Raw genomic sequence first — 15434 nt, forward strand, 5'->3', positions numbered from 1 at the left:
ATGCGGCTTCCTCGCTTTGATTGGCCGACGCTGGAGCGGATTGCCGAATCCGTCGTGGAGCAGTGCATTTCCGAGCTTCCCGATGAGCTTCGGGAAGGGGCGGATCGCGTTCCGTGCCTGTACCGCCACTACCATCCGAACGCTCCGCACATCGATCCGGAGGCGATGTATATGCTGGGCGAATACATTAGCAACGACGGGGGAGGGGGCGTGGACGAAAGCGGAGTCATCGTCCTGTACTTGGGCGCCCTGAAGTGGTACTGCGAGGACGAGGATTTGGATTTCGAGGACGAAGTGCGAACGACCTACCTGCACGAGCTCGGTCATCACTTCGGCTGGGACGAGGAAGAGGTCGAGCAACGGGGATTGTGAGCGCTTCGCTAGCTGAAGCGCAGCAGGCTGATCTCCGGGCGACAGTTGAAGCGAAGCCCATGGAGATTGCCGACCCCTCGGGTGATGTGGATATGTCGATCTCTATAGACGTGCAGACCCTCCGCGAACGCCTTGTCTCGAACGGGAAGAAACGGGCGGTATCCAAAAAAAGGAACAACGAGCTGGCCTCCGTGCGTATGCCCGCAGCACATGAGATCCCAGTCGTAGGGCGCGAGCAGTTCCTTGCTGTCGGGATTGTGGCTGAGGACGATGACGGGGCCTGGGGTCGATCGGTGTCGCTCAAGGGCCAGTTCCGGTTTTGTGTCGCGCGACCAAAGATCGCCAAGGCCGGCTATCTGTAGTTGTTGGCCGCCTACAGAGCACGTTGTTGTCTCGTTGAAAAGCAGGCGGATATGGCAAGCGTCCAGCAAGGAGGCGACCTTTTCGAAGGTGGAGTATCCGTAGGTCGATCCGGCCCAAAGCCCGCCATCATGGTTTCCGATGCAGGCGAAGGTCGGAGCCGCCGCTGCGAGCGGGCTAAGAACGGACCGGTATCTGCCCTCGTCCATCAAGCGGTCAGTTATGAAGTCGCCCGTTAGCAGTATGATGTCCGGCCTAAGTCCCAGTCCGGTTTTCACCGACGTCTCGAGATAGTCGTAGGGAACGACGTTGGAGGCGTGAAAGTCGGATAGATGGAGAATGCGAATCGGTGTTTTCAGTCGATCGGTCTTCACCGACTTTTCAGTGGTTTCCGCCCATTTCGATTCGAAGAATCGCAGGTACCAGGCCGTCAGGACACTCGTGGCGCTAAGGGCGAGGGCGGCTTTTAGAAAGTTCCGTCGCTTCATTTTTCAACGCGTGATGCGCAGAGCGATGCGGATCAGGGCGGAGGTTAGCAAGGTGACCGCTAGGGTGATGTAAACACTTATGCCCAGATAGAATGCCGCTTCGGGACTGGTGGTTTCGCTGGGTCCCCAAGGATAGTAAAGCGTGCCCGAAAAGTAGGATAGCGTGGACAGCAGACCGGCGAAAACCGAGAGCAGCGTCATCGCGATTGTGATGTATAAATGGATACGGTTCTTGGGATTGGAGCTCATCATGGCGACGCAGTCGATCGGAGTAGGGGGAAGAGAGTACGCGAGGAGCGAACCGGCTGCAAGTCCTACTCCTGTTTGGTCGTGGGATGGAATAGATCGCTCCCCTGAGGGCTCTATGCAGCATGGGCAAGTTAGACCGATTGCTAGCGTTCATCCTCATCGCTCTGGTTCTCTGGGCGCGTGGCGTTGAAGCGACTGAAGAAGTGTTTTCAAGTGGTCGCTCGCAGGCGCGACTGGTGGAGTTGTTTACCTCTCAAGGCTGCAGCAGCTGTCCGCCTGCCGAGAGCAGACTGAACGAGCTGATGGATTCGCCGGGACTGTGGACGGACGTCGTGCCGGTGGCGTTTCACGTCAGCTACTGGGACCGATTGGGATGGAAGGACCCTTTTGCGAACAAGCGTTTCACGCAACGGCAGTACGCGTATCGAAGCGCCGGTCGAGTTGGTTCGGTCTATACGCCTTGCTTCGTGGTGGATGGCGCGGAATGGCGCGGCTACTTCTCGGGGGAGGCTTTGCCGCGAAGCTCTGAAGACTCCTCCGGCACGCTTGTGGCCCGCGTGGCCGATGAACGGGTGACCGTGGAGTACGATGGCTCTGACCGCGCGACAGACGTCAAAGCGGCAGTGGCGATTCTTGGCGTGGGTTTGGAGACGGAGGTGCGTCGAGGAGAAAACCGAAACCGGACGCTGCGCCAGGAATTCGTCGCCTTGTCCCTTGCGCAAGGTCCGCTCCGGAGATCGATGTCCTTGCCCAAACGGAATGCCATCCATCCCGCGGATCGTTACGCCATCGCGGTATGGGTGTACGAAGAGGGTAGCTTGCGGGTCCTGCAAGCTACCGGCGGTTGGCTTTCTGATTGGTAGTGGTGTTTGTATGAAACCGCGGATACAAAGAAGACCCGCTCTCGGCGGGTCTTCGTTTCGAATTGATCTGCTGTTTCAGGAAACCTCTTCCACGTCCGCGGTGAACACCTTGATGGTGTAGCGGCTGGCTCCGTCCGGCTTGGGTCCAGCGGGCTTCGCTTCGCTGGCCGCGGCAGGAGCTGCAGCGGCGGGAGCGGCTGCGGGTTTCTTCTTGGTCTCCGGGATCAGCATCGGCTTGAGGTTGTTCTTGTAGATCTTCTCCAACTCTGCCGGGAACATGGCGTGAATGACGCAGTGCTCGTCGTTGTCCGGCATTTCCTTGGCCTTGAGCTCCTGGCGAAGCTTGGCCATGCCGGGATCCTTGAGGTCGGCCGGGCGGCAGGTGATGGGATCCTTGCCCGATTTTTCCGCAGCGATCTTCTGCACTTCGGGATTAACGGGAGCGGGAGTGCGGCCGTAGTAGCCGAGGGCGATGTCGATCGCTTGTGGGGTGAAATTCTTCCAGCGGCCGAACTTGACGTTGAGCATGGCTTGCACGCCCACGATCTGAGACGTCGGGGTGACGAGAGGAATCCAGCCAAGGGCTTCGCGCACCACTGGGATTTCCTTAAACACGTCCTCGAACTTGTCCTCCATGTTCTGCTCTTTGAGCTGGTTGCGGAAGTTGGAAAGCATGCCGCCGGGGACTTGGTACTTGAGGGCGTCCGAGTCGACGCGCTCGTTGGCGAAGCTGGTGTAGTCGGAAAGCTCCGCGTAGATCTTGGTGAAGTGCTCGCGCAGGAACTGCAAGGCGTCCAGGTCGTACTTCGGGCAGCGTGGATGTCCCTCCAGCAGGGCCAGCATGCGACCGGTATCCGGTTGTCCCGTACCGTTGGCGAAAGGAATGATGGACGTATCCACGGCGTCCACGCCGGCTTCGATGGCCGCGTAATAGGTCGAGGCGCCGAGTCCCGCGGTTTCGTGCGTGTGGATGACCACCGGAATTTTCACGCTGTCCTTCAGTCCCTTGATGATCTGATAGGCTTGATAGGGAGGCACCAGTCCGGCCATGTCCTTCAAGCAAAGGGAGCCGCAGCCCATGTCTTCCAGCTCCTGTCCCAGCTTCACGAAAGCCTCGGTGGTGTGCACCGGAGAGGTGGTGTAGCACATCACCCCCTGCGCCTCCTTGCCCGCCTCCTTGGCCGCCTTGATGGCGGTCTCCATGTTTCGAGGGTCGTTCAGGGCGTCGAAAATGCGGAAGATGTCCATGCCATGCTTGGCGGAGGTCTTGATGAAGGTTTCCACCACATCGTCCGGGAAGTGGGCGTACTGCACGATGTTTTGCCCGCGCAGCAGCATCATGTGCTTGGTCTTGGTCTTGGCCCGAATGGCGTCCAGACGATCGAACGGAAACTCGTGCAGGAAACGAAGACCGGCATCGATGGTAGCTCCCCCCCAGGTTTCAAGGCAGCCGAAGCCGAGTCCATCCAGCGCCTCAAGAGCGGGCAGCATCTGGTGGGTCGTCATGCGGGTGGCGGCGAGCGATTGGTGGCCGTCGCGAAGGACGTTGTTGTTAAAGATGACAGGAGCTGTGGCCATGTTTCTTCGTTTTGTAGGTTATCTAAATTGGTGTAGAATGCCTCGAGAAATCCTCTCTCAAGAAGCGTCGGTTAAGCTAAGCGCTAATATGACTCATGCAATGCATTAGGAAAAAGAATCGCTTAATAAGATAAATTTAAGCTGAGCGTAATGCTTTGCATAAGGCGGGCTAATGAAAAATAAACGATAAATCTCGAATTCTTATAGCTGGAGGTGGATTTTCCCCGTACCGCGGCCGAGCCGAGGCTTGGCTTTGAGATCGATTTAGGACCTGAAGAGGATGGATTCCTTTTGGAAAAGAGCCGTGACGATTCTCATGCTGACGTAGGCGTAGGCGATGGAGCTACCGAGGGCGAGGCAGAAGTAGCTGAGGTCGAAGACGTTGCCGAGGAGCTGCTTCATGGACATGGCGATGTTCAGCACTGGAATCAATGCGGTGTAGAGCGGGCTTTCGGCCCCGAGGATGGAGGAGAGCACTGCGGGAAAGATGAAGAGGGCCACGAAGGGGAAGATGTACGCTTGGGCTTCCTTGGGATTGCGGGCGAAGCTGGAAACGAGAAACAAGGCGGCGGAGCTCAGCAGGCTGAGCGGCACCACGATGAGGACCAAGGCGATCAGATTGAGGTAGGAGATCGAGAAGCCTTCGCCGAAAAGGGTTTCGATGATGTTCTGGCCGAAAGCGATGGCGATGAGGATGCCGAGGATGGAGCAGATGGAGGAGACCAGGCTGATGACGAAGATGGTGTAGAGCTTGCCTTGCACGATCTCGTAGCGGGAGGCGGGAGAGACCAGCAGCGTTTCCATGGTGCCGCGCTCCTTTTCGCCGGCGCAAAGATCGAAGGCGGTATTGATGCCTCCGAAAGCGGCGCTCATGACCACCAGGTAGGGAAGGAACATGGAAAGGGCGAAGCCGACCACGGCTTCGTTTTCCGCGATGCTGGTATCGGTGAGCTTGGTGGGCGCGATGAAGGACTCGTCCAGATCCGCCGCGGCCAGCCGGCTTTTGGTCTGTTCGCGATTGAAGGCGCCGATGATGCCGTGCAGGCGATTTCGCGCATTGCCGGAGTTCTCGTTGGCCTGAGTGAAGATAAGCTCCAGCTGAGCGGTCTCGTTCTTCCGGAAGGCTTCGGGGGCGTCGCGCGGGATGATCAAGGCGGCTCGAGCTTCGAGGGATTCGATGGCGGAGACGGCTTCCTCTCGCGATCCCAGTTCGCGCAGCTTGATGCTCTCGTCGGCCTCCAGATGCTCGAGGAGGGCGGGGAACTCGGCTTCCTGGTAGACGCCGATGTCCAGGACGGAGGACTGCATCTCCATGGCCTTCTGGCTGGCGAAGAAAAGCACTGCTCCCATCAGGCAAGGCGTCAGAAGCAGCGGGGAAACGATGACGCCGAGGATGACGCGTTTGTCGCGAAAGGTTTCAATCAGCTCTTTGCGGAAGATGGCGCGGGTGAGTCGGGTCATGGGGTGGAAAAAAGGAGATGGAAAATCTAGTAAGGAGTGATGAGCGGCTCGTTCGCCTATTCGGCGGCCGCTTCGGCCTCGATGCGGTTGACGACTTTCAGGAAGGCGTTCTCGAGCACCGGCTCGCCAGTTTGCGTTCTTATTTCCGCGACGCTGCCTTCGGTGACGATTTTCCCGCGGTGCACGATGGCGACTTCGTCGCAGAGGCGTTCCACTTCGCTCATGATGTGGGTGGAAAAAACCACTGTCAGCCCCTCGTCGCGGCACTGTTCGATGAAGCTCATGATCGTTTGAGAAGTCATCACGTCGAGTCCGGTGGTCGGCTCGTCGAAGATCATCACCGGTGGCTGGTGGATGATGGAGCGGGCGATGGATACGCGCTGCTTTTGTCCGGTGGAGAGCTTGTCGCAGCGGCCTTTCTGGAACTCTCCGATTTCGAGGCGCTCGATGAGCTCGTCCACTCGGGTTCGCAACGCTTTGCCTTCGATGCCATTGAGCCGCCCGAAGTACTCCAGCATTTCGCGAGCGGTCAAGCGCCCGTAGAGGGCGGTGCCGTTGGAGAGAAAGCCGATGCTTCGCCGCACTTGCTCGGGCTGCTTCGCCACGTCGAATCCCGCGACTTCCGCCGAGCCTCGGGTGGGCTCGAGCAAGGTGCCCAGCATGCGCAGCGTGGTCGTCTTGCCAGCGCCGTTGGCTCCGAGCAGTCCGAAGATCTGTCCTGGGTGACAGGTGAAGCTGACCCGATCTACGGCCCGAACGAGGCCGCGTTTTTTGTCGCGAAAGGTTTTGCTGAGGTTTTGGGCTTTGATCACGAGCGGCGAAGGGCGAATTGGGAGAGGGCGGTTGAAATGATCCGGCAGGCAGAAAAGCCTCATGAACAATCGCTTTCCAGCAAAATAAGAGCCTGGAGCGAATTGCCAGCTGCGTCCGATGCCTTGCTGCGATACGCTGGCATAGATGGATGCCGCTAGGCGGCGATGAGCGCTTTTCTCCAATTATACCGCGAATTACCTAAAGGTATCGCGGCCGAGACCGTTAACACGCAGAACAAACGAACGCATTCCAATTTCGTAACGATTGATATTGTTCCTAATAGAGATGGATTACTCGAGAGCGGGGCTCCGTAGGAAGAGCCTCGCTCCTCTTGTATCTGAGGGGGGCGATAGGGCGAAATCCGCTCGGAGCGTGGCAGGCGCGATCTGGCAGATCGAGCGCTTTTCGCTTATCGAGTTGTCAGTGGCGAATCCGCGTGTTTAGTCGGTCCGCATCATGGCTGACCAAGCGCAGATAGAGCTTTTTGATTCGGTTGAAGAGGCGATCGCGGAAATCGCGGCTGGGCGTCCGGTGATCGTCACCGACGACGAGGATCGCGAAAACGAGGGCGACCTGGTGTTCGCCGCCAGCAAGGCTTCGGTGGAGAATGTGAATCTGATGATCCAGCATGCCCGCGGCCTGATCTGCGTGCCCTGCGCTCCGCATCATTTGCAGCGCTTGGGTATCAGCCCGATGGTGCAGGAGAATCGCGAGTCGCATCGCACCGATTTCACCATTTCGGTGGACGCGGCCGAAGGCATCACCACCGGCATCAGCGCCTATGACCGTTTCAAGACCATCGAGCTGCTGGCGGATCCCGAGACGCGCCCGGACCAGCTGGTGCAGCCGGGACACATTTTCCCCCTCAAGGCCAAGAGCGGCGGGGTGCTGGAGCGGGCTGGCCACACCGAAGCGGCGGTCGATCTCGCTTCGCTGGCGGGACAGTTCCCGTGCGGGGTGATCTGCGAGATTCTCAACGACGACGGCACCATGGCCCGCACCCCGGAGCTCTTCGAATTCAAGAAGCGCTTCGGGCTGAAGATGATCTCCATCGCGTCGCTGATCGAATACCGTCACCAAAGGGAAAACCTGGTGGAGCTGGTGCACGAGCGTCCCTTTGAGAGCGCGCATGGGGCCTTCACGCTCAAGGTGTTTCGCAGCGTGCTGGATGGCAGGGAGCACTTCGCGTTCGTGGCTGGCGAACTGGGAGAGGAGCCGACCCTCGTGCGGGTGCACGCGGAAAACGTCTTGAACGATCTCTTCCAGCCCGCGGACGCGGAAAACAGCGACGCCATCGGGACGGCTCTCCAGCGCATCAATGCCGAAGGCTGCGGGGCCTTGGTCTATATCCGTCGTCCCAGCGGCGGCCTGGTGCTGAAAAAGGGCGACGGCAACGAAGCGGCCCATCGCATGAGCCTTCGCGAGTACGGGATCGGCGCCCAGATCCTCTCCGCGCTCGGGTTGAGCAAGATCCGCCTGCTCTCCCAAACCAGTCGAAATGTCATCGCGCTCGACGGCTACGGCCTGGAGATCGTGGAGACGGTGCGGCTGTAGGCGTCTGGGGGCGTTTCTCGGGAAGGCGAAGAGGCCTTGGTTCGGCGCCTTTTGCCTTTACATGCCGGGAGGCGGCGGGCATTTCCCTGACTCCTCTCACGAACCCGTTCTTACTATGAGCAATCTGTCGCCCACCTCTCTCGCTGTCGATGGGTCCGATTTCCGGATCGGCATCGTCGCGGCGCGTTTCAACGACGTCTACGTTTCCGGCTTGCTGGATGGGGCGCTCAAGACGCTCAAGGACGCTGGAGTGGCCGAAGGGAGCATCGTGATCGAGCGGGTGCCGGGCTCGAACGAGCTGCCGCTCATCGCTCGCTACCTTGCGGAAGAAGGCAGCTTCGATGCGGTGATCGCGCTCGGGGTGGTGATCGCCGGCGGGACCCGGCATTACGAAATGGTTTCCGATTCCGCCAACTACGGTTTGCAGGAAGTGGCAATCAAGACGAAGGTGCCGGTAGTCGCTGGACTGATCGTCGGGGACAACGAGGAACAAGTGAAGGAACGCTGCGTCGGATCGATCCCCAAGGGGGCGGAGTTCGGCCAGTGCGCCTTGGAAATGGCGCAGCTGCGCCGCAAATATTGCTAGCTATGTCAGAGGGAAAGAAGTCTCAACGCCGGGAGAATCGCGTCGCCGCGATGCAGTACATCTACGCTTGGTCGATCAATCGGCCGCGGGACCTGGTCGACGATCTGCGGGTGTTTTTCGACAATCTGGAGCAGGAGCGCGACTACTATTCCTTCGCCGAGGAGCTGATCCACGGGGTGATCGAGTTTTCGGAGGACGTGGACGAAAAGATCATGCAGCTCGCGAGCAACTGGGATTTCGGCCGCATCGCCAAGATCGACTTGGCCATCCTGCGCCTCGCTGTCTACGAGCTGCTCTACCGCAAGGACATTCCGCCGGTGGTCAGCATAAACGAGGCCATCGACTTAAGTAAGGAATTTTCCTCCGCCGAGTCGCGCCGCTTCGTCAACGGCATCCTAGACAAGGTCAAGGGCGAGCTCGACCGCCCCTCGCGCACCGCGAGCTTGGATTAGCCACCGCGCGTCGCAAAGCGAGGTTGAAGCCTGCCGCCTTAGTTCTCACAGTCTGCCGCGATGTTTTCCATTTTTAAGAAATTCAAGGACGGGCTCGCGAAATCCGCGAAGAGCATCGCGGAGAAGACCGGCGGCATCTTCGGGCGCAAGGCGCTCGACGCGTCGTCCATCGAGGAGCTGGAGGAGGCGTTGTTCGCATCGGATTTTGGATACGAGACCACAGAGGAAATCGTGGAGGAAACGCGAGCCGCGTACCGAAAGGACAAGTCGCTGCGAGGCCAGGATGTGGCCAGCATCGGCTCCTCTGTCTTGAAGCGCGTGCTCGCAGGCTCCGAGGGGCGGGTCGCGTTTCAGGAGGGCAAGCCGACCGTGATCTGCATGATCGGGGTGAACGGCTCCGGCAAGACCACCACTACCGCGAAGTTGGGATTTCAATACAAGCAGGAAGGGCGAAACCCTATGGTGGCGGCGTGCGATACCTTCCGAGCAGCGGCCATCGAGCAGCTGAGGGAATGGTCGAACCGGCTCGATCTGGAAATCGTGGCTGGCCAGCATGGCTCCGACTCCGCCTCGGTGGCTTTCGACGCCTATCAGGCCGCTAAGGCCCGCGGGCACGATACGCTGATCATCGATACCGCGGGGAGATTGCACACCAAAAGCAATCTGATGGACGAGCTGGCCAAGATCAGACGCGTGCTGCAGAAGCACGACGAATCCGCCCCGCACTACAGTTTGCTGGTGGTCGATGGCAGCCTTGGCTCCAACTCCATCGAGCAGGCCCGCGTCTTCCACGAGAAATTCGGTCTCGACGGCTTGGTGGTGACCAAGCTCGACGGCACCAGCCGCGGCGGCGCATTGGTCGGCATCTACCGCGAGCTCAAGCTGCCTATCTTTTTCCTCGGTTTCGGCGAACGTCCGGAGGATCTGCAGGAGTATCGAATCGACAACTACGTGGACGCCATCTTCGGAACGCCGGAAGAGGCGGAAGCGTAGCGTCCGGTCGGCCGTTTTGCGCGGCCCTTTGGCTCGGAGCGTTTCTACATTTCGTGAGGCGCCAAGGTGGAACGTGACCTCCGGGCGCGTTCAGCGCGAGCCCGGAGGTCTCGCGCCACCATAGTGAAAGTTGCTCACCGCTAACGGCTAGCGTTTTTCCTTGGCGTAGATGGATACCTTGGGGGTGAGGCCGCCGAGGATCTGATGGGCCCGTTTGAGGGCTTTGGCGGTGGAGAGGGTGGGGTTGCTTTCCTCGTCCGAGAAGAGGTTCACCTCCTTGATGATCTTGTCCAAGCCGGAGTTGCGGAAGATGCGCATGGTGTCGGGGCGCACCTCGCTTACCAGCAGGATGCGGTCGCGCTCGTTCATGTATTTTATCAGCTCCTCCAGAGCCATGCAGCTGGTGGCGTCCAGATTGTAGGCGTTTCGTAGTTTCATCACCACTACCTTGAGGTTGGGGTCGTCGCTGACGCGGCGCATCTGGTCGCGGAAGAGTTCGGCCGCCCCGAAAAACAGCTCTCCCTCCACGTGCACGATGGAGACTTCCGGATCGGCCCGCTTGTCCTTTTCGCTGAGCTGGCCGAGCTGGCCGGATTCGTCGAAGGCGTACTCCACGATTTCCGGACTGGCCACCTTTTTGAGAAACAGGGCGATGGAGCAGACGGTGCCGATGTAGATGGCGAAGTCCAAGGCGAGGAAGAGGCCGGTGACGAAGGTGACGTAGAAGGTGATGGTATCGCTTCGCGTGGTCTTGGTGACGAGGCGGATCTGATGCTTGTTTATCAAGGAAAAGCCGATGGCCACCACCACCACCGCGAGAGCTGAGGTGGGAATGTATTCGATCAGATCGGCGATGAGCAGGGCGATCAGGGCGACGATGGCCCCGCAGTAGATGCCAGAGAGGGGAGTCACCGCGCCGCTGTCGACGTTCACCTTCGATCGGGTGAGCGAGCCCGAGGAGGTCATGCCGGAGAGCAGAGAGCAGCCGAGATTCGCCATGCCGGCGGCGAACATTTCCTGGTTTCCGTTCACGCGCGCCCCGTCGCGGGCGGCCAGGGACTTGCCGATGGAATTGCTCTCCAAGGTGCAGATCAAGGCGATGGCGATGGCGGGTGAGAGCAGCGAGCTGATGCCGCTGTGGGTGAAGTTGGGCCAGGTGATGGCCCACATGCTGATGTCCAGGCTGGGCAGGTAGGAGACGCTGAAGCCTTCGATGTATTGGTCTGCGAAATACGCTATGATGGAGGAGAGGGCGAGCGTGATCGCCACGTTGGGGAGTTTTCGCCAATAGTTTCGAATGAACAGATAGATCGCTAAGGTCGCGATGCTGAGGCTGAGGGTGGGCCATTGCGTTTCGCCCAAATGCTTGAAGGTGGTGTGGGCCACCTCGAAGAAGGTGGACGATTCCGCCTTCTCCTCCGGAGTGAACTCGAAGCCTAGGGTCTTGCGAAACTGGTTTATGATGATCAGCGATGCGGCCGCTGTGATGTAGCCGGTGATGACGCTGCGGGAAACGTACTGGATGAGAGAGGCCACCCGAAGGACGGAGCCGATGAGCAGGGCGATGCCTACGAGAAATAGGAGTAACGATATGTTGGATACGATCGCGTCCTCGGAAACGATCCCCAGAGCCGCGAAGGAGCTCAGCACCATGACTGAAGTCGCATTGGTCGGACCGGGCGAAATGTATTTCGAGGTGGAAAAGAAGGCCCCGAGGATGGCTGCCACCACGGTTCCGAAGATGCCGTAGCGCAGAGGCAGCCCAGCGATCGCGGCGTAGGCCATGCCTTGGGGGAAGGCGAGCAGAGCGACATTGAGGGCGGCTCGAGCGTCGCCGGCGAGATCCTCTTTCCCGTAGCCCTTGAGGAATGCTCGAGCGGGCGCGATGTCGATCGCGAAGCGGTCTCTGGGGAGTTTTAGCTGGGAACTTGTAGAGGTGGGCGGAGAGTCTGACATTTGCGCTGAGCGACGTTCTCGCGTGGATACACGAGCGGTTCGAGATAAAGTTTTCCTGTCTTTCGCCGTGGTTGCAAGCGTGGCGCACGCTTTTGCTCCGGCTGTTTTCTGTCGTTGCGGTACGCAAGCGAATGCCTTGAATGGGTCGACTCAATGAACAACGACGCCAAAACGCATTCTCGCCCGAACGCACAGGTTGCGCCAGTCGCGCAACGCTACGTCTTCCTTTTTCTCGGCAACTGTCGCATCGTGGTTCGACGCGGTTTGGAGCGCTTGTGGCAGCCGTTTGGCCTCGGGCGAAACGGAGTCGAGAATGCCGCCGCCCATCTGGAGCGCCTGGGCTTCGCGGAGCAGCCGGTGAAGGTGGCGGAGGTCGAGGACGCCGAGCTTTATTTCGTGGTCCTGGACGGGATGGAGATTCCGAGGGCCTTGATGAAGGAGGGCTATTCGAGCATCCCTCTCTGGCGTTTCTATGAGAACACCGATCTCCTGCGACCGGTGCTGGAGGCCTTGAAGGCGAACGCCATCCGCATCCCGTATCTTTACCTCAACGCCAACGACTACATCTACCGCTTTCGGGCCGAAAGCGAACGCAACCGCCAGGTGTACCAGAGCGACGATACCTCGGTCGCTCTTTACCACAGCGCCTTGTGCGACGCCATCAAGGCGGTGAAGCGGGCCAAGGAGCGATCCGCCACCAGCCCGGCCCGGCTCGATTTCGGAGCCACCGAGTTCCTTCTTCCGAGCCATTTCGGCTTCTGTCTCGGAGTGCAGAACGCCATCGAGCGGGCCTACGAGACCTTGGCCGCCAATCCCGACAAGCGCGTCTTCATGCTCAGCGAGCTGATCCACAACCCGTTCGTGAACGAGGATCTCAAGGCGCGCGGCTTGCGCTACCTGCAGAGCGATAAGGGAGTGCCGCTGCTGGACGAGCGTTCGGGATCGCCCTATTGGGATAGCTTAGGCGAGGACGACATCGTGATCATCCCGGCGTTCGGCGCTCGGGACGAGGACAAGCTGCGGCTCATCGAGCGCGGGTTGCCGATCCGCCAATACGATGCGACCTGCATGCTGGTGGAAAAGGTCTGGAAGGCGGCTCGACGCTACGGTCAGCAAGGCTATACCATCATCATCCATGGCAAGGCGGAGCACGAGGAGACCAAGGCTACCTTCTCCAACAGCGCCAAGCACGCCCCTTCGCTGGTGATTCGGGACATGAAGGAAGCGGCGGCCTTGGGCGACGTCATCTACGCCGACGATCCAGAGGAGAAGCGACGCCTGTTCGAACCCTTCCGTGAAAAGGCCACCGCTGGCTTCGATCCGCAAACGGATCTGCAACGGCTGGCCTTGGTCAACCAAACCACCTTGCTGCGCAACGAAACGCTGAAGATCATCGCCTTCCTCGAGCAGGTCCTCTGCAAGAAGTACGGCGAGGCGCACGTCACCGAGCACTTGGCCATGAGCAGCAAGGGAGATACGCTCTGCTACGCGACGCAGGTCAACCAGGACGCCTTGGCTCGGGCCCTCGACGAGGAGATCGACGCGGCGATCGTGGTCGGCGGCAAGAACAGCTCCAACACCTACCAGCTCTTCCGGCTCTGTCAGGACCGCTTCGGCGATCGGGCCTTCTACATCCAATCTGAATCCAACATCCTGTCCAAGGAGGAGATCGAGCACTTCATCTTCCCCTACGATCCAAACGATCCCAAGCAAGGGATAATGGAAACCCGACGCTTCCTGCCGGACCAGGAGTCGGTGCGCATCCTCGTCACAGGCGGGGCGTCGTGCCCGGACGGCATCCTGCAGCAGATCATCTGCCGCATCAACGGGTTCTTCCCGCAGGAGCGCATTCGTTCCGTGGAAAGCGTGCTCGCGGAGCTCGAATAAGGCGGCCCTGGCTACCGTCCGTTCGGCGAGGGTGAGTATTCGTATTAGGAAATCTTAATGAAGATTTGCGCACCTTAAGTTTGATTTTTCTGGGGAAATCGGATTGCGTGGCTTCGATCTTATCGGAAAATATTAATAATCAGTCATATAACGATTTCTCAGGGAGAAGACGTTGTCAGCTGGGGTATTAGCTATGAACATTTTAGAAAGCGTATTCGGGAATTCACTTATCGTGCTTTTCCTCGTGGTGGGGATCGGTCTCCTATTTGGCAGCCTGACGGTGAAAGGCATCGGGCTGGGGAGTTCGGGCGTCCTGTTCGTAGCCTTGCTGGCTGGACATTTGGGGCTGGAGGTGCCGGCTGGGGTGGGCAGCTTCGGTCTGGCTCTGTTCGTCTACTGCGTCGGCATCGGAGCCGGCCCACGCTTTTTCCCGGCCCTGGCCCGCGAGGGCGGCGGCTTGGCCAAGCTGAGTCTGCTGATCGTGATCGTCGGGGCCTTGGTGGCCTGGGGGCTTTCCGACCTGTTCGAGCTGCCGGCGGATTTGACGGCGGGTCTGTTCGCTGGCGCGCTCACTAGCACGCCGGCCTTGGCGGCCGCCACCGAAGGAGCGAAGGAGGCAGCCCAGGGCGTGGCTATCGGCTACGGCATCGCGTATCCGTTTGGGGTGATCGGCGTGGTGCTTTTCGTGCAGCTGCTGCCCAAGCTGCTCAAGCCGAAGCCGGACGAGGAGCAGGTCGAGGAGGCCGACGCCACGGAGGCGGAGGTGCGCAACGCCTTGGTGGAGGTTTCCAATCCCAACCTGATCGGCATGAAGATCTCTGATGGAAACGTGTCCGGCTTTGGCTGTCAGGTTTCCCGCGTCCTGCGCGACGGCCGGCTGGCGCCGATTCGCAACGACGACACTTTCGAAGCGGGGCAGAACCTGCTGCTCGTCGGCAGCGGAAAGGGCATCAAGCTGGCCATCGACTACATCGGCAAGCAAAGCGACAAGACCTTTGTGATGGATACCGAGCACGAGCGTCAGCGCTTGGTGGTGACCGCCAAGTCCATTGGCGGAAAGGTGCTGGAGGAAATCGGCACCCTGAGCAATTTCGGCGTGGTGGTGACGCGCGTCAGTCGCTTGGGTCAGACCTTCGTGCCTACCCACAACACCCGCTTGGAGCTTTACGACGTGCTCACGGTGGTTGGCGAGTCGGACGCTCTGGAGCGCTTTGGCAAACACATCGGGCACCGGCCCCAAGCCTTCGATCAGACCGACATGATTTCGCTGGCCATCGGCCTGAGCGCCGGGATCTTTTGCGGCATGGTGCCGATCGCCCTGCCCGGCGGAGAGCCCATGACGCTCGGTCTGGCCGGAGGGCCCCTGTTCGTGGCATTGGTTCTTGGATACTTCGGCCGAGTCGGACGAATCGTTGGCCATATCCCGCGTCCCACGAGATTGCTGCTGCAGGAGCTTGGATTGGTCTTGTTTCTCGCCAACGCGGGCATCGTAGGCGGATCGAGCCTAGGCGAAACCGTATCCAAATATGGGATCACCGTTTTCATCGCCGGAGCGTTGATCACGCTCGCGCCCCTTCTCACCTCGTACGTTTTCGCACGCAAGGCGCTTGGATTGACTCAGGCCCAGACGCTTGGCGGTATTTGCGGGGGCATGACAAGCACGCCTGCGTTGGGGGCGCTCACCGCTTCCAGCAATTCCCAGCAGCCCATCGTCTCCTACGCGACCGCCTATCCGGTGGCCCTGATCATGATGACGGTGCTCGCGAAGCTGCTGCTTCAGGTGTTGGGCATCGGGGGGTAGAGGGCGGACTGGGGCTCCATT

The 15434-nt window shown here is 59.7% G+C and carries 14 protein-coding genes; 8 read left to right on the plus strand and 6 right to left on the minus strand.

Annotation, left to right across the window (positions count from 1 at the left end; genetic code table 11):
• Positions 1–372 (plus strand): metallopeptidase family protein, encoded by a 372-nt coding sequence (locus tag QEH54_RS07005; RefSeq protein WP_309017935.1) that lies wholly within the window; start codon positions 1–3, stop codon positions 370–372.
• A gap of 8 nt (positions 373–380) precedes the next feature.
• Here the strand turns inward: QEH54_RS07005 and yaeI are convergent, their stop codons facing one another.
• The gene (gene yaeI / locus QEH54_RS07010; protein WP_309017936.1) at positions 381–1220 is read right to left on the minus strand and encodes a phosphodiesterase YaeI; all 840 of its coding nucleotides are present in this window, start codon (positions 1218–1220) and stop codon (positions 381–383) included.
• 3 nt (positions 1221–1223) lie between these two features.
• Positions 1224–1472 (minus strand): hypothetical protein, encoded by a 249-nt coding sequence (locus QEH54_RS07015; protein ID WP_309017937.1) that lies wholly within the window; start codon positions 1470–1472, stop codon positions 1224–1226.
• A 119-nt stretch (positions 1473–1591) separates the two neighbouring features.
• Here QEH54_RS07015 and QEH54_RS07020 point away from each other — a divergent pair, with 119 nt between their 5' ends.
• Positions 1592–2332: a DUF1223 domain-containing protein gene (locus tag QEH54_RS07020; RefSeq protein ID WP_309017938.1), complete on the plus strand. Its 741-nt coding sequence runs from the start codon at positions 1592–1594 to the stop codon at positions 2330–2332.
• A gap of 75 nt (positions 2333–2407) precedes the next feature.
• Here the strand turns inward: QEH54_RS07020 and QEH54_RS07025 are convergent, their stop codons facing one another.
• The 3 genes from QEH54_RS07025 to QEH54_RS07035 form a co-directional block, all read right to left on the minus strand.
• Complete coding sequence (locus QEH54_RS07025; RefSeq protein ID WP_309017939.1) at positions 2408–3910, minus strand: pyruvate carboxylase subunit B; 1503 nt, start codon at positions 3908–3910, stop codon at positions 2408–2410.
• Positions 3911–4174: 264 nt separating this feature from the next.
• Positions 4175–5371 (minus strand): ABC transporter permease, encoded by a 1197-nt coding sequence (locus QEH54_RS07030; protein ID WP_309017940.1) that lies wholly within the window; start codon positions 5369–5371, stop codon positions 4175–4177.
• Positions 5372–5427: 56 nt separating this feature from the next.
• Positions 5428–6183, minus strand: coding sequence for an ATP-binding cassette domain-containing protein (locus tag QEH54_RS07035; protein WP_309017941.1), 756 nt, complete (start codon positions 6181–6183; stop codon positions 5428–5430).
• Positions 6184–6640: 457 nt separating this feature from the next.
• Between QEH54_RS07035 and ribB the strand changes: the two genes are divergently transcribed.
• The 4 genes from ribB (at position 6641) to ftsY (ending at position 9769) form a co-directional block, all read left to right on the plus strand.
• Complete coding sequence (gene ribB, locus QEH54_RS07040; protein WP_309017942.1) at positions 6641–7738, plus strand: 3,4-dihydroxy-2-butanone-4-phosphate synthase; 1098 nt, start codon at positions 6641–6643, stop codon at positions 7736–7738.
• A 115-nt stretch (positions 7739–7853) separates the two neighbouring features.
• Positions 7854–8324: a 6,7-dimethyl-8-ribityllumazine synthase gene (gene ribH, locus QEH54_RS07045; protein WP_309017943.1), complete on the plus strand. Its 471-nt coding sequence runs from the start codon at positions 7854–7856 to the stop codon at positions 8322–8324.
• Between the two features lie 2 nt (positions 8325–8326).
• Entirely contained in the window at positions 8327–8776 is a 450-nt protein-coding gene (nusB, locus tag QEH54_RS07050; protein ID WP_309017944.1) for a transcription antitermination factor NusB, read from the plus strand.
• A 60-nt stretch (positions 8777–8836) separates the two neighbouring features.
• Positions 8837–9769 carry a signal recognition particle-docking protein FtsY gene (ftsY, locus tag QEH54_RS07055; protein WP_309017945.1) on the plus strand — a complete coding sequence of 311 codons (933 nt, stop codon included), beginning with the start codon at positions 8837–8839 and terminating at the stop codon, positions 9767–9769.
• Between the two features lie 147 nt (positions 9770–9916).
• On the opposite strand, the gene QEH54_RS07060 is transcribed toward ftsY, so the two are convergent.
• Positions 9917–11725, minus strand: a complete 1809-nt coding sequence (locus QEH54_RS07060) for a SulP family inorganic anion transporter (protein WP_309017946.1) — start codon at positions 11723–11725, stop codon at positions 9917–9919.
• A 153-nt stretch (positions 11726–11878) separates the two neighbouring features.
• Here QEH54_RS07060 and ispH point away from each other — a divergent pair, with 153 nt between their 5' ends.
• Both ispH and QEH54_RS07070 read left to right on the plus strand, forming a co-directional pair.
• Positions 11879–13612, plus strand: a complete 1734-nt coding sequence (gene ispH / locus QEH54_RS07065) for a 4-hydroxy-3-methylbut-2-enyl diphosphate reductase (protein ID WP_309017947.1) — start codon at positions 11879–11881, stop codon at positions 13610–13612.
• A 193-nt stretch (positions 13613–13805) separates the two neighbouring features.
• On the plus strand, positions 13806–15413 hold the full coding sequence (locus QEH54_RS07070; RefSeq protein ID WP_309017948.1) for a TrkA C-terminal domain-containing protein: 1608 nt from the start codon (positions 13806–13808) through the stop codon (positions 15411–15413).
• The last annotated feature ends 21 nt before the right edge of the window (positions 15414–15434 follow it).

The organism is Pelagicoccus sp. SDUM812003, from assembly GCF_031127815.1.
Classification (GTDB): Bacteria; Verrucomicrobiota; Verrucomicrobiia; order Opitutales; family Opitutaceae; genus Pelagicoccus.

Coding starts and splice junctions, on each gene's coding strand:
- QEH54_RS07015 (WP_309017937.1), bottom strand. CDS start 1,472: ATGATGAGCTCCAATCCCAAGAACCGTATCCATTTATACATCACAATC.
- QEH54_RS07060 (WP_309017946.1), bottom strand. CDS start 11,725: ATGTCAGACTCTCCGCCCACCTCTACAAGTTCCCAGCTAAAACTCCCC.
- ribH (WP_309017943.1), top strand. CDS start 7,854: ATGAGCAATCTGTCGCCCACCTCTCTCGCTGTCGATGGGTCCGATTTC.
- QEH54_RS07025 (WP_309017939.1), bottom strand. CDS start 3,910: ATGGCCACAGCTCCTGTCATCTTTAACAACAACGTCCTTCGCGACGGC.
- QEH54_RS07005 (WP_309017935.1), top strand. CDS start 1: ATGCGGCTTCCTCGCTTTGATTGGCCGACGCTGGAGCGGATTGCCGAA.
- yaeI (WP_309017936.1), bottom strand. CDS start 1,220: ATGAAGCGACGGAACTTTCTAAAAGCCGCCCTCGCCCTTAGCGCCACG.
- ftsY (WP_309017945.1), top strand. CDS start 8,837: ATGTTTTCCATTTTTAAGAAATTCAAGGACGGGCTCGCGAAATCCGCG.
- QEH54_RS07030 (WP_309017940.1), bottom strand. CDS start 5,371: ATGACCCGACTCACCCGCGCCATCTTCCGCAAAGAGCTGATTGAAACC.
- QEH54_RS07070 (WP_309017948.1), top strand. CDS start 13,806: ATGAACATTTTAGAAAGCGTATTCGGGAATTCACTTATCGTGCTTTTC.
- ribB (WP_309017942.1), top strand. CDS start 6,641: ATGGCTGACCAAGCGCAGATAGAGCTTTTTGATTCGGTTGAAGAGGCG.
- ispH (WP_309017947.1), top strand. CDS start 11,879: ATGAACAACGACGCCAAAACGCATTCTCGCCCGAACGCACAGGTTGCG.
- nusB (WP_309017944.1), top strand. CDS start 8,327: ATGTCAGAGGGAAAGAAGTCTCAACGCCGGGAGAATCGCGTCGCCGCG.
- QEH54_RS07020 (WP_309017938.1), top strand. CDS start 1,592: ATGGGCAAGTTAGACCGATTGCTAGCGTTCATCCTCATCGCTCTGGTT.